The organism is Staphylococcus gallinarum, from assembly GCF_029774255.1.
GTDB lineage: Bacteria > Bacillota > Bacilli > Staphylococcales > Staphylococcaceae > Staphylococcus > Staphylococcus gallinarum.
On record NZ_CP069082.1, the window covers coordinates 1,218,164 to 1,232,225 of the forward strand.

Consider the following 14,062-nt stretch of genomic DNA (forward strand, 5'->3'; position numbering starts at 1 on the left):
GAAAATTAATATGATAAACGCTTCATAACATATTAGTAGTCACTCTATATTGTCTATAGGGTGACTACTTTTTTGTGAAATTATAAATTTATCATAAATATTGAATTGTTAAAATTACACAATTAGTTTGATTTATCTTCTGGTTGAACTTCAAAAGCAATTAATTCAGTTTTTTGTGATTGATTAAAGTTATTATCTGTCACAAGTACTAGACTGTCATTGCCATTTGGTAATTGCTTGCCAAATGTCATACCTTCAATGTTGTCAATCTTACCAATGTCCTGTTCATTTAGGTTGGCAACCAGTTGTTTATGAACAGGTTTGATTTTTTTATCCTTAATTGAGTCCATATTTTTTATTTCAGTAGCATTTTTAGTGTCAAATTTATAAATACGTACATAATTATGGTATGCTCCGTCAGCTGATTGGACACTTGCACGTTCCAATGCTAAAAATTCATGATTATTAATCGCTAGCAATTCGGAAATGCCATTTTCTGCTGTCTTATTTGCACCAGGATTACCAGGTACAGCATCGAGAGGGTATGCATATTCTGATATTAACTCACCATTACGATTATATTGAGTAATTCGTGAAAACGATCCAGAACGTGTAGTTGATATTTGTCCGTCTTGTAGCAGTGAACCTTCCATTGAAGTCCAAATTGACTGCCCGTCTGTTGAAAATGTGCTGCCTTCTAGCGCAAGGTTATTTCTAAAGCCATGTTTATTATCTTTATCCATTTTTATATTGTTTGTAATAGGTATGTTAGTAAGAAACTGACCGGTTGAATCAGCTTCTCTTATAATGGGATTTAAGCCTAAGGAACGGTCACCCTCACTCGTATATAATATGTTTTGTGTTATTGGATCTATTCTAACTGATTCTATGTCTGCCACTGCCTGATTCTCTTGGTGTTGGTATTTATTTTTATTTGGATAGCTTGAACCATCAGGTTGTTTGAATGTATGTACATTAGTGAATTTTGTGTGCTTAAAGCCATGTTGATTATAATTAATTTTTGCTTCGTAAAATCTTGCCGGACTCTTTTCTGAACGGTCATCACTTGCTAGATACCAATTGTTGTTTTTAGCATCGTACGAGATACCTGATAAACCACCAACAGTTGTGCCTTTGTATGATTGATTGTGAGGTATGGTTGTTGTATCTATCCATTTCAAATGTTCAACTGAATGGTTTTGTTGAGATTGAGCATCTATGTATGTAGGGGAGTTTAGAGTTGAAATTGAGATCATGCCAATTGTAATACTAGAAATGATTAATTTGTTTAAATTGCGCATGCGCTTCATCCTTTCATTCTTAAGTTAAATCTATCATAAAGTAGATTTATGAAGTGAACATGAAGATAATTTGTCAATTGGATTAATATGATAATTTTCATATTAATGCAACTTCAGGTTTGAGAAATTTACAGTGTAGGTGACGTGAAATTTTTAGTTTGAATGTTAGCTTTTGAAATTAGTAGGGTGAGTTAAGTTATATCTTTAATGAATAAAAAATCGACAACTTCTATGTGATATCAATAGAAATTGTCGATTTTCATTTGTCTAAGTAATTATAACTTAGGCATTTATCTAGAAAATATTTGAGATTATATTACTGCGCGTCTAATGACCAACAAAGTAATATACAATCAATATTAACGAGCTTGGTATTGTGATCTGAATTCATCAGTTGCTACTTGTGGTTGGAAGTCCTCTGGGATTTCTTCAGTTCTAACGACTAATACATCACAAGGTGAATGGCGAACAATTGCTTCAGATACAGATCCTACGATAAAACGTTCAACAGCATTGAGTCCTGATGTACCACACATAATTAAATCTGCATCTACATCAGCAGCTAATTTTTTAGGAATAATAGCTTTAGGTGAACCAAATTCTAAGCGTGTTTCCACATTTGCGACACCTGCGTTTGTAGCGACTTCCTTATAGCCGTTGAGAAGATCTTCGGAAAAGTTCTTAGATTTCTCAGTGAACTGTGCATCATATACTTCATATGATGAGTAAGTTCTAGAATCAATTACATTTACGACTGTTAGTTTCGCGTCGTTACGTTTTGCAACATCTACAGCTTTGTTAAATGCCCATTCAGCTTCATGTGATCCATCTACAGCAATTAAAATATTTTTATAAGTTAGCATCACAATTACCTCCTTAATTCTTCTTGGTTATAGTATACCACCATTTACAGAATATTAACACAATTTAAATGTTGTAAAACTTCCCTAAACTATGATTGCGCTTTCATAAGATACGCGTTACTATAAATTTGGAGGTGGATGTAATGATTATTGGTATTCCAAAAGAAATAAAAAATAATGAAAACAGGGTGAGTCTTTCACCAAGTGGTGTTCACGCTTTAGTTGAACAAGGACATACTGTAATAGTTGAACAATCTGCAGGTTTGGGGTCATATTTTGAAGATGTTGACTATACAGAAGCAGGGGCTAAAATTGTTAAGGAACCATCCGAAGTATGGGACGTAGATATGGTGATGAAAGTTAAAGAACCATTGGAAGAAGAATTCCAATTCTTTAAAGAGGGGCTAATTTTATTCACTTATTTACATTTGGCAAACGAAGAAAAATTAACAAGGGCGTTATTAGACAATAAAGTGGTAGGTATTGCGTATGAAACTGTGCAATTACCTGATCGCTCATTGCCACTATTGACACCAATGAGTGAAGTAGCGGGACGTATGTCAGCTCAAATTGGTGCAGAGTTCTTACAAAAATATAAAGGCGGTATGGGTATCTTATTAGGTGGCGTACCGGGTGTATCTAAAGGCCGTGTATCTATTATTGGTGGCGGACAAGCCGGAACAAATGCAGCTAAAATTGCATTAGGACTTGGTGCAGATGTTACAATTTTAGATGTAAATCCAAAACGTTTACAAGAAATTGATGATTTGTTTGATGGTAGAGTGCATACTATCATGTCAAATCCTTTAAATATAGAGAATTGTGTTAAAGATAGTGATTTAGTTATCGGAGCAGTTTTAATACCAGGTGCAAAAGCACCAAACTTGGTAACTGAAGAAATGGTTAAAGGTATGAGAGACGGGGCTGTAATTGTTGACATTGCCATTGACCAAGGTGGTATTTTTGAAACTACGGACCATATTACTACACATGATGCGCCAACATATAAAAAACATGGTGTTGTCCATTATGCTGTGGCAAATATGCCAGGTGCAGTTCCAAGAACATCAACGATTGCATTAAATAATGCTACATTACCATATGCACAACAGCTTGCTGGTAAAGGTTATTTAAAGGCTCTACAAGATAATCCAGCATTGGCATTAGGTTTAAATACTATTAATGGACAGTTGACAAACAAAGGCGTGGCAGAGGCATTTGATATGTCATACAGTGCAATTGATGCAGCCTTAAAATAAGCTTTATAATAAATTGACATGGATTGATAATAAATAAACAGATCATCACTTAGAGGTTATATACAATCGTTAGTGATGACCTGTTTTTTTGTTGTTATGAGTTATTTTAAGACGTTTTGCAAATAGTTTATAGGATACCCTTAAACTATTTTAGTACCATGTACTTCTTGGAAGGGGAAAGCGTGAAGTAAAGCTTGAACATTATCTTTCGTTACGCCTCCTCCAGGCATAATTTCAATTTTTCCGCCAGAATTGACGACTAATTTTCCTAAATGATTTAAATTATCGAAAATATTAGTTCCAGCAGGACCGCCATGAGTTAATAAACGTGTGAATCCTAAATCGATTAATTGATGTAATGCTTTGATTTGACCTCGTTGGTGAATCTCATCGAAAGCCATATGACAAACTGATTGAACCGGTGCGGCAAGTTGCTTTAAAGTCTTCATTTGCCATTCATTAAGTGTGTAATCTTCTGTTAGACATCCAAATACAAAATAATCTACATTGAGTGACTTTAATGCTTTGATATCACGCTGCATAATTTCAATATCATATAGACTATAGACGAAATTACCACCACGTGGTCTAATCATCACTGCCAGTTCAACATGATTGATATGGCAAATTTCAGCCGCAATTTCTGTCATACCATAGCTTGGTGTTGTACCACCCACTGCTAAATTATCGCATAATTCAATACGGTTAGCGCCATTTGCAATAGCTTCTTCAACTTGTTGAATCGTTTCTACTACAGCTTCTTTAATCATTTTTCATATCCTGTTAAAATTTCATAACCGTCTTCTGTAACTAAGATATCATCTTCAATACGTACTCCTGCAACACCAGGTACATATACACCAGGCTCCACAGTGACTACCATACCAGCCTCGAATTGATTGTTGTTAGAACTAGATACATCTTGATATTCATGCTCCTCTAAGCCTAAACCATGTCCAAGTCTGTGAGGGAAATATTCGCCATAACCCGCTTCGCTTATAATATTTCTAGCAATTGCATCAACATCTTTAATCGTGACACCAGGTTTAATTGCGGCGATTGCTTCTAGTTCAGCCTTTAATACCACATCGTAGATAGCTTGCGCTTCTTTACTTGGAGTTCCAAATTGGACTGTTCGTGTCATATCACTGCAATAATTATCATAAATGACACCTAAATCAAATAACACAAATTCATCCTGTTGAAGCTTACGATTTCCAGGTGTACCGTGTGGTGACGCTGCATGATCGCCGAATAGGACCATCGTATCGAAACTCATTTCATTTACACCATAACGCTTAATTTCATTTTCAATATGATTGACAACTTCACGCTCTGTAACACCTTCTGATAAGTATGCTACGCCAATTTCAATACACTTATCTGCAAGTTCACATGCTTTTTTAATTTTTGTGATTTCACTGTCACTTTTAACGTTGCGTAGTGCTTTGATTGTTTGATCAATATCACCAAATTGATTGACATTAAATGCATCAATTAATTCACGTTGACGGTGTACTGTTAAGTGATGTGCTTCGATTAGCAATTTATTATACGTTGCATGATGTTTATCTAAAGCATTTTCAGTATCTAAATAACCAATGATTTCACCTTCGAAAGGAGAGTTCTTTACTTCGTCAACTTCTAGTTGTGGGCAAAATAAAATTTGTTCACCATTATTCTTAATTAATAATGCTAATAAACGCTCATGAGGATCACTTAAATAGCCTGTAAAATAAAAAATATTCAATGGTGTGGTAATCCATGCTGCATCAGCTTGCTGTTGCTGTAATTCGGTTGTAATTTGTTCTAATTTCATAAATTAAATCATCCTCCTGTATTCATGCTCACTACAATTTTATGTTAGTTTCTTGTGGAATTCAAAACTTTAATGTTTTTTTCAGGAAAATCTACATTATATAGTGAGCATTTAGGTTAGACTTGTGTTATAAAAATACGTTCACGTGGTATAGTAATTTCAAATAGACAATTGGGAGGATTTAACTAATATGAAATTATCTTTTCATGGACAATCAACAATATATTTTGAAGCTAATGGTAAGAAGGTAATCGTTGACCCATTTATTACAGGAAACGAGCTTTCAGATTTAGATCCTAGTACGTTAGAGGTTGATTATATTATTTTAACGCATGGTCATGGTGATCATTTTGGTGACACTGTTGAACTAGCCAATAGAAATCATGCTACTGTTATTGGATCTGCTGAACTAGCTGATTATATTACTACAAATAAAAATGTGGAAAATGTCAGACCGATGAATATTGGTGGTAAAGCTGAATTTGAATTTGGTAGCGTGAAATTTGTACAAGCATTTCATAGTTCAAGTCTAACTGATGATAATGGAATACCAGTTTATTTAGGTATGCCAATGGGCGTAGTATTAGAAATTGAAGGTAAGACGATTTATCACACAGGTGATACAGGTCTATTTAGTGATATGAAATTAATTGCGGATCGTCATCCAGTAGATATTTGCTTCGTACCCATCGGTGATAATTTCACTATGGGTATCGACGATGCAAGTTATGCAATAAATGAATTTATTAAACCGAAAGTGACGGTTCCAATTCACTATAATACATTTGATTTAATCAAACAGGATCCAAACGAGTTTAAAGCAGCAGTCTCAGTTGGTGAAGTACAAATATTAGAACCTGGTGAAGCTGTAAAATTTTAATTAATTAATAAGTTATGGAGAAATCGTATATATACGATTTCTCCATAACTTATTTTTTGTGTCTAAAGAAAATAGAATATTATTCCTAAACGTTACTTAAACAATAATTTATGGTTAGTGGATTTTTTAAGTAATGGATATTATGTTTCGTTAAAGGGGTTGTATGTAAAGAGTTACCGTAACTGTGCTAACGTTGCAGAGAAGATTATTTATAATATGAGGTATGATCAACAAAAATAAAAAGCCTGAAGAACTTTGTAGAACTTCAGACTTTTTAATATTACTTTACAATGAGTACAGGGATGTTCGCTCGTTTAGCAACTTTATGGCTTACGCTACCCAAGACGAATTTTTTCTTATCTTCGGCTTTTCGGTTACTTAAGACGACGATTTCGTATTTACCGCTATTTGCGTGTTTGACTAATTCTTCCTTGGCATTACCACGTACAATAATTTCATCATAGTTTATGCCATAATCATCTAGGGCATTACGTGTACTTTCTAAACCTTCACTACGTTTTTCAACAAGTTTATCTAGATGTACACCAGATTTGATTGAAGTTTGTGCGTCTTGTTCGCTAATTGCATTTAAAATCGTTACAATAGTACCTTCGCCTGATAATTTTGAAACTTGTTCTAAAGCTTTTTCATTTTTAAGTGTTGTATCTACACCGAGTAAAATATTTTTGAACATTCGTTCATCCCTCCTTAAATAGTATTTTAATAAAAGACTAATCATAATTGCAATTAAATTATAATAATTTACATATAAATATGGCAAAATAGAATTTTAATGCCAACTTTACTCCAAAGGAGACTAAAATTTATTATAAATCACTATATTTTGAATTGTTACATCGCATTTTTATATATAAAAAGTTATAATATCAGAGAAACGGTTCAAAAATAAATGAGGTTATTAACATGACAAAACATGAACAAATATTATCTTATATTGAATCACTCGCTATCGGGCAGAAAATTTCTGTTCGTAAAATAGCAAAGGACTTAAATGTTTCGGAGGGGACTGCTTACCGTGCAATCAAAGACGCAGGACAACTAGGGCTGGTTGCAACGATTGATAGAGTAGGTACTGTACGTATTGAAAAGAAATCAAGAGAGCAAATCGAACAATTGACCTTTGGTGAAATAGTAAAGATAATTGATGGACAAGTATTAGGCGGGCGTAATGGATTAATAAAAACATTGTCAAAATTTGCAATCGGCGCGATGGAGATAGAGGATGTAATTAAGTACTTAAGTGCACATACCTTGCTTATTGTAGGTAATAGAAAGGATGTCCAGTTAGCAGCATTGGAAAGAGGAAGTGCCGTGTTGATAACTGGTGGATTTAGCACTTCGAATGAGATTATTAAATATGCTGACGAACATGATTTACCGATTATTTCTTCGAATTATGATACTTACTTAGTAGCAAATATTATCAATAGAGCTATGTATAACCAAATGATTCGTAAGGAAATTTTGGTCGTTGAAGATATTGTAAAGTCCGTACAAGGTGATACAGTTATATTTGATCATATGACTTTGGCTGATTATAAAGATAAAGCTAAGAAAACTGGTCATACTCGTTTTCCAGTGATTGATGAAGATTGGCGTTTAGTTGGTATCGTAACCAGTAAGGAAATTATTAAGATGGATGAACAAGATACGATTGCTAATTATATGACTAAATCACCAATCAATGTTCAATTGTCGACCACAGTTGCTAATTGTGCGCATATGATGATTTGGGAAGGTATCGAATTATTGCCTGTAACAACGGTAAGTAAAAAGTTGATAGGGGTTATTACGAGAAAAGATGTATTAACTGCAATGCAATTATTGAGCAGACAACCTCAAGTAGGGGAAACAATTAACGACCAAATTGCTAAGCACATTACCATTGGTGGAGAAGGCATACAAGTTCAGATAACACCTTTATTAACGAACCAATTTGGTACATTAAGTAAAGCTGTTTTTGTTGCAATTATTGAAGAAACAATTAGATACGAAATTCGAAAACTAAAAAAACTAGAAGTGATGATTGAGAGTTTGAATATTATATATATTAAAACAGTACAAATCGAATCAGAATTAACGGTACAGTATGACATGTTAGATGTTGGTAGAAACTTCGCGAAGTTAGAGGTTAAGATGTCGAATGAAGGACAACAAGTTGCTAAAGCGATGATTATTTGCCAAATGATAGATTAATGCAGAAAAAATCCATTTTAGAAAAGGAAGAGAGAGAAATGACAACAGAATTTAATGAAATAATGAATAAAATACAAGAAAGTGACACTGTAATTATTCATAGACACGTTAGACCAGACCCTGATGCATACGGTTCACAATTAGGTTTACAGTCTTACTTGAAGTTAAAGTTTCCAGAGAAAAATATTTATGCTGTTGGAGAAGCTGAACCATCATTAGACTTTATTGGTACGTTTGATACGTTAACAAATGAAGATTACCAAGGAGCATTAGTCATTGTTTGTGACACTGCAAATGCGCCACGTATTAGTGATACACGATTTGATTTAGGTCAGTACCTTATTAAAATTGATCACCATCCCGCAGTGGATCAATACGGTGACTTAAATTATGTTAATGATCAAGCATCTTCTACAAGTGAAATTATATTTGATTTTATAAATCATTTTAACGATATATCATTGATAGATGCCGCAACAGCTAGATTGCTATATTTAGGTATCGTAGGAGATACAGGACGTTTCTTATTTAATAATACAACGTCGCATACGCTAGAAGTAGCTAGTCACTTATTACAGTTTCCGTTTAGTCATAATGAAGAACTGAATAAATTAGGTGAAAAGGATCCAGCCTTATTGCCATTCCAAGGCTATGTTTTACAAAATTTCGATTTAAATGATAAAGGTTTTTGTAAGGTCATCATTACAAAAGAGGTACTAGAGCAATTTGATATTGCACCAAATGAAGCATCATTATTTGTCAATGCGATTGCTGACATTAAAGGCTTGAAAATTTGGGTGTTTGGTGTGGATGAAGGCTCTGAAATCAGATGTCGCATTCGCTCTAAAGGTATTGTAATCAATGATATTGCTAGCGACTTTGGAGGCGGTGGTCATCCAAATGCTTCTGGTGTATCAGTTGCTGATTGGGATCGATTTAATGAATTAGCCGACGCATTAAATAATAAATTATAACAGTTTAGGAGGTATTTGCTGATGGTTGCCCATTTAAATATTCACACAACTTACGACTTATTAAATTCTAGTTTGAGAATTAATGATGTGGTTACTAAAGCCGTTAAAGAGGGGTATTCTGCTTTAGCGATAACAGATACAAATGTATTATATGGTTTACCGCAATTTTATGATGCTTGTATTGCAGCAAATATCAAACCTATTTTTGGTATGACGATATATTTAACTGATGGTTTAACTTCATTAGAAACCGTTGTACTTGCGAAGAATGAACAAGGCCTGCAGAACCTTTACATGCTTTCTTCAGCCATTAAAATGAAAGATAAAGAAGAAACGCCAGTTGAATGGTTAAAGAAATATGCAGCGGATTTTATTATTATTTTAAAAAAAGTAGATGAAGCACATCAAAATATTGTAGAAACGCTAGTTGAATTTGAAAATGTTTATGTGAACCAAGAGAGCATAACAACATTTGAATTGCCAATTGTATGGGCGCAATCTTCGCGATATTTAAATAGAGAAGACAATGAAACTATAGCTGCATTATCAGCAATCAAAAATAATACTAAAATTGATTTAGTTCATGCTGCGCCAGATTATAATGAACATTTATTCAATAATGAAGAAGTTTCATCATTAGAAATTGATAAGGATGTATGGCATCGAACACAAAAAATTGCAACACTTTGCACTGCAGAATTACAATATCATCAATCACTATTACCAAAATTCGCTACGCCGAATGGACAAAGTTCTAAAGCTTATTTATGGTCTATGCTATCAAGTCAATTAGATAAACTGACACTAAACGATAAGCAATCTATTGAGTATCAACAAAGATTAAAGCATGAATATGATGTTATCACTGGTATGGGATTTGAAGATTATTTCTTAATCGTAAGTGATTTAATACACTTTGCTAAAGCGAATGATATCTTTGTAGGGCCTGGGCGTGGTTCTGCAGCAGGGTCATTAGTTAGTTATTTATTAAATATAACAACGATAGATCCAATTCAATATAACTTGCTATTTGAACGTTTTTTAAATCCTGAACGTGTGACAATGCCTGATATCGATATAGACTTTGAAGATACAAAAAGAGATGAAGTGATTCAATATGTACAAGATAAATATGGTCCACACCATGTGGCGGGTATCGTTACATTTGGACATTTATTAGCAAGAGCTGTGGCAAGAGATGTTGGTAGAATCATGGGCTTTGATGAAATAACATTAAATGAAATTTCTAAACTTATACCTCATAAACTTGGAATTACTTTGGATCAAGCATATGAAATACCTGAATTTAAAGCATTTGTACATAGAAATCATAGACATGAGCGTTGGTTTGACTTAAGTAAAAAGTTAGAAGGGCTTCCTCGACATACATCAACACATGCGGCGGGAATTATAATAAATGATCATCCCTTATATGAGTATGTACCACTTACTAATGGTGATAATGGTTTATTAACACAATGGACGATGACGGAAGCAGAGCGTATAGGCTTATTGAAAATAGATTTCCTCGGCTTGCGTAATTTATCTATTATTCATCAAATTGTGAATCAAGTGAAAAAAGACAAAAATATTACAATCAATATAGAAGATATCCCTTTTGATGATCCAAAGGTCTTTGAATTATTATCGCGAGGAGATACAACAGGTATATTCCAACTTGAGTCAGATGGTATACGTAATGTTTTGAAAAAATTACAACCAGAACATTTTGAAGATATTGTTGCAGTTACTTCACTTTATAGACCAGGTCCTATGGAAGAAATTCCAACTTATATATCTAGAAGACATAACCCAGAAAAGGTTATATATCTGCATAAAGATTTAGCTCCAATCTTACAAAAGACCTTTGGAGTTATTATCTATCAAGAACAAATAATGCAAATCGCTAGTACTTTTGCAAACTTTAATTATGGTGAAGCGGACATTTTAAGGCGTGCGATGAGTAAGAAAAATCGTGCAGTATTAGAAAAAGAACGTAAGCATTTCGTAGATGGTGCGCTGCAAAATGGCTATGATGAAAGTTTAAGTAAACAAATTTTTGATTTAATACTGAAATTTGCTGATTATGGTTTTGCACGTGCGCATGCGGTGAGTTACTCAAAAATTGCTTATATCATGAGTTATTTAAAAGTACATCATCCGAACTATTTCTATGCAAATATCTTAAGTAATACGATTGGGAGTGAAAAGAAAACAGCCCAAATTATCGATGAAGCCAAACAGCAAAATATTAATATACTAAGTCCAAATATCAATTATAGTCATTGGTTCTATAAAGCAACAACAAAAGGTATTTATTTGTCTATTGGTGCGATTAAAGGCGTGGGATATCAAAGTGTGAAATTGATTGTCGATGAACGCCATGCTAATGGACAATTTAAAGATTTTTTTGATTTTGCAAGAAGAATTCCAAAGCGAATCAAGACAAGAAAGTTATTCGAAGCATTAATATTAGTTGGTGCTTTTGATGATTTAGGTAAAAATAGGGCGACGCTACTTCAATCAATTGATCAAGTTTTAGATGATGTATCTAATGTTGAACAAGATGGATTTATATTTGACGTGTTAACACCTAAAGCCTCCTATGCAGAAACAGAGGAACTCGAAGATCAAGTATTAAGTGATTATGAAAAGGAATACTTAGGATTTTACGTTTCCACCCACCCTGTTGAAAAGGCGTTTGAACAAAAACAATATTTAGGTATTTTTAAATTAAATAATGCTAGAGACAATCAGCCGATTTTTATACAAATTGATAGTAGTCGTAGAATACGTACTAAAAAGGGTCAAAATATGGCCTTTGTAGTCCTCAATGATGGCATCAATACGCTAGATGGTGTGATGTTTCCAGATACCTTTAAAAGGTTTGAAACCGACATAGCTGATGGTGCAACCTATGTAGTAAGAGGTAAATTCGAACAACGTAATAATAAACGCCAGTTAATTATTCAACATATTGAAAGTATTGAGCATTTTGAATCAGAGAAATTAAACCATGCACAACAAATAGTCATCAGGAATGTAAATGACCTTACGGATATTCAACAAATATTGTCTCAGACTGAACATAATCAGATACCGGTAAATTATTATGATGAATCGACAAAACAATTAAAAACAATTGGACATATTTCTATTGAAAACAACCAAATTGCACTGTTGTTGAAAAAGCTATCACCATGGGATATAAGAATAATTTAACTTTATTCACCCTTTAAACTATGGTATAGTTGACTGATGGTTGAGTAATATTGACCATCAGTTTTAATTTTTAAAAAATTAAAAAATCAAACGATTAAATAATAAATATCTATATGTTTTTATTACAATCAATAACCCGCCAAATTTTTTACGATTTGGTAACGATATCATTTGTAATTTGCGTTATAGTGTAATAAAAATATATATGACGAATCATTATATTAAATGAATGTAAAGGGGTAGATTCACGTGACATTAAGAGACGAAGCTTTACAAATGCATAGAGAAAATCAAGGTAAATTAGAAGTAGCACCTAAAGTTAAAGTTACAAATAAAGAAGAGTTGAGTTTAGCGTATTCACCAGGTGTAGCTGAACCATGTAAGGAAATACATGAGGACCCTCGTAAAGTATTTGAATATACTATGAAAGGAAATACTGTAGCAGTAGTAACTGACGGTACGGCTGTATTAGGTTTAGGTAACATTGGTGCAGAAGCAAGTATTCCAGTTATGGAAGGTAAAGCTGTACTATTCAAGAGCTTTTCAGGAATTGACGGTGTACCAATTGCTTTAAATACTACGGATACAGACGAAATAGTGAATACAGTGAAACTTTTAGAACCAAACTACGGCGGTATTAACTTAGAAGATATTTCAGCGCCACGTTGCTTTGAGATAGAAGAACGCCTTAAAAAAGAAACTAAAATCCCGGTATTCCACGATGATCAACATGGTACAGCTATCGTTACTGTCGCTGGTATGATTAACGCATTAAGAATAGTTGATAAAGATCTATCTGACATTAAAGTTGTATTAAATGGTGCAGGCGCAGCAGGCATTGCAATCGTTAAACTATTATATTCTTATGGCGTACGAGATATGATTATGTGCGATTCTAAAGGTGCGATCTATGAAGGTCGAGACTATGGTATGAATGATACTAAGGCTTATGTTGCTAAATGGACTAACAGAGATAAAAAAGATGGTAGCTTAAACGACATCATTCAAGATGCAGATGTATTTATTGGTGTTTCTGTGGCCGATTTATTAACAAAAGAAATGGTAGAATCTATGGCAGATGATCCAATTATCTTCGCAATGGCAAATCCTAATCCTGAGATTAAACCGGATATTGCTAAAGCAGCAGGTGCAAAAGTGATTGGAACAGGTCGTTCTGACTATCCAAACCAAATTAACAATGTATTAGCGTTCCCAGGTATTTTTAGAGGTGCTTTAGATGTAGAAGCAACACATATTAACGAAGAAATGAAACAAGCAGCCGTAGAAGCGATTGCTAATTTAATTGAGCCTGATGAATTGAATGCAGATTATTGTATTCCAGGACCGTTTGATAAACGCGTTGCACCGTCTGTTGCAAGAGAAGTTGCAAAAGCAGCAATGGAATCAGGTGTCGCAAGAGTTGATGTTGATCCTGAATCAATTTATGATAAGACAATGAAATTAACAGATTTAGATAAATAATAATCATAATTGCTTATTTCAAACGTATTAAATGGTTATATATGG

The 14,062-nt window shown here is 33.7% G+C and carries 11 protein-coding genes; 6 read left to right on the forward strand and 5 right to left on the reverse strand.

Annotated elements, in window-relative coordinates:
- Positions 1 to 122: 122 nt before the first annotated feature.
- The gene (locus JN168_RS05700) at positions 123 to 1,301 is read right to left on the reverse strand and encodes an esterase-like activity of phytase family protein (RefSeq protein WP_279526227.1); all 1,179 of its coding nucleotides are present in this window, start codon (positions 1,299 to 1,301) and stop codon (positions 123 to 125) included.
- A gap of 359 nt (positions 1,302 to 1,660) precedes the next feature.
- Entirely contained in the window at positions 1,661 to 2,164 is a 504-nt protein-coding gene (locus tag JN168_RS05705; protein WP_042738430.1) for a universal stress protein, read from the reverse strand.
- A gap of 143 nt (positions 2,165 to 2,307) precedes the next feature.
- Between JN168_RS05705 and ald the strand changes: the two genes are divergently transcribed.
- Positions 2,308 to 3,423, forward strand: a complete 1,116-nt coding sequence (gene ald, locus JN168_RS05710; protein WP_042738431.1) for an alanine dehydrogenase — start codon at positions 2,308 to 2,310, stop codon at positions 3,421 to 3,423.
- A gap of 140 nt (positions 3,424 to 3,563) precedes the next feature.
- On the opposite strand, the gene JN168_RS05715 is transcribed toward ald, so the two are convergent.
- Both JN168_RS05715 and JN168_RS05720 read right to left on the reverse strand, forming a co-directional pair.
- The gene (locus JN168_RS05715; RefSeq protein ID WP_279526228.1) at positions 3,564 to 4,193 is read right to left on the reverse strand and encodes a copper homeostasis protein CutC; all 630 of its coding nucleotides are present in this window, start codon (positions 4,191 to 4,193) and stop codon (positions 3,564 to 3,566) included.
- Positions 4,190 to 5,242, reverse strand: coding sequence for a M24 family metallopeptidase (locus JN168_RS05720; RefSeq protein WP_232155062.1), 1,053 nt, complete (start codon positions 5,240 to 5,242; stop codon positions 4,190 to 4,192). Before JN168_RS05720 ends, JN168_RS05715 begins: the two co-directional genes overlap by 4 nt.
- 190 nt (positions 5,243 to 5,432) lie before the next feature.
- Between JN168_RS05720 and JN168_RS05725 the strand changes: the two genes are divergently transcribed.
- On the forward strand, positions 5,433 to 6,122 hold the full coding sequence (locus tag JN168_RS05725; RefSeq protein WP_042738434.1) for a metal-dependent hydrolase: 690 nt from the start codon (positions 5,433 to 5,435) through the stop codon (positions 6,120 to 6,122).
- A gap of 280 nt (positions 6,123 to 6,402) precedes the next feature.
- On the opposite strand, the gene JN168_RS05730 is transcribed toward JN168_RS05725, so the two are convergent.
- Positions 6,403 to 6,816, reverse strand: coding sequence for a universal stress protein (locus JN168_RS05730; protein ID WP_042738435.1), 414 nt, complete (start codon positions 6,814 to 6,816; stop codon positions 6,403 to 6,405).
- A gap of 230 nt (positions 6,817 to 7,046) precedes the next feature.
- On the opposite strand from JN168_RS05730, the gene JN168_RS05735 reads away from it, so the two are divergent.
- The 4 genes from JN168_RS05735 (at position 7,047) to ystJ (ending at position 14,017) form a co-directional block, all read left to right on the forward strand.
- Positions 7,047 to 8,339, forward strand: a complete 1,293-nt coding sequence (locus JN168_RS05735; RefSeq protein WP_042738436.1) for a DRTGG domain-containing protein — start codon at positions 7,047 to 7,049, stop codon at positions 8,337 to 8,339.
- A 38-nt stretch (positions 8,340 to 8,377) separates the two neighbouring features.
- On the forward strand, positions 8,378 to 9,313 hold the full coding sequence (locus tag JN168_RS05740; protein WP_107580085.1) for a DHH family phosphoesterase: 936 nt from the start codon (positions 8,378 to 8,380) through the stop codon (positions 9,311 to 9,313).
- A gap of 21 nt (positions 9,314 to 9,334) precedes the next feature.
- A complete protein-coding gene (locus tag JN168_RS05745; RefSeq protein ID WP_229367282.1) occupies positions 9,335 to 12,535 on the forward strand; it encodes a DNA polymerase III subunit alpha in 3,201 nt (1,066 codons plus the stop codon).
- A gap of 249 nt (positions 12,536 to 12,784) precedes the next feature.
- Entirely contained in the window at positions 12,785 to 14,017 is a 1,233-nt protein-coding gene (gene ystJ / locus JN168_RS05750; RefSeq protein ID WP_042738439.1) for an NADP-dependent malic enzyme, read from the forward strand.
- Positions 14,018 to 14,062 lie beyond the last annotated feature (45 nt).

Excerpts from the sequence above, each read along its gene's own strand:
- JN168_RS05700 (WP_279526227.1), bottom strand. The coding sequence starts at position 1,301 with ATGCGCAATTTAAACAAATTAATCATTTCTAGTATTACAATTGGCATG.
- JN168_RS05705 (WP_042738430.1), bottom strand. The coding sequence starts at position 2,164 with ATGCTAACTTATAAAAATATTTTAATTGCTGTAGATGGATCACATGAA.
- ald (WP_042738431.1), top strand. The coding sequence starts at position 2,308 with ATGATTATTGGTATTCCAAAAGAAATAAAAAATAATGAAAACAGGGTG.
- JN168_RS05715 (WP_279526228.1), bottom strand. The coding sequence starts at position 4,193 with ATGATTAAAGAAGCTGTAGTAGAAACGATTCAACAAGTTGAAGAAGCT.
- JN168_RS05720 (WP_232155062.1), bottom strand. The coding sequence starts at position 5,242 with ATGAAATTAGAACAAATTACAACCGAATTACAGCAACAGCAAGCTGAT.
- JN168_RS05725 (WP_042738434.1), top strand. The coding sequence starts at position 5,433 with ATGAAATTATCTTTTCATGGACAATCAACAATATATTTTGAAGCTAAT.
- JN168_RS05730 (WP_042738435.1), bottom strand. The coding sequence starts at position 6,816 with ATGTTCAAAAATATTTTACTCGGTGTAGATACAACACTTAAAAATGAA.
- JN168_RS05735 (WP_042738436.1), top strand. The coding sequence starts at position 7,047 with ATGACAAAACATGAACAAATATTATCTTATATTGAATCACTCGCTATC.
- JN168_RS05740 (WP_107580085.1), top strand. The coding sequence starts at position 8,378 with ATGACAACAGAATTTAATGAAATAATGAATAAAATACAAGAAAGTGAC.
- JN168_RS05745 (WP_229367282.1), top strand. The coding sequence starts at position 9,335 with ATGGTTGCCCATTTAAATATTCACACAACTTACGACTTATTAAATTCT.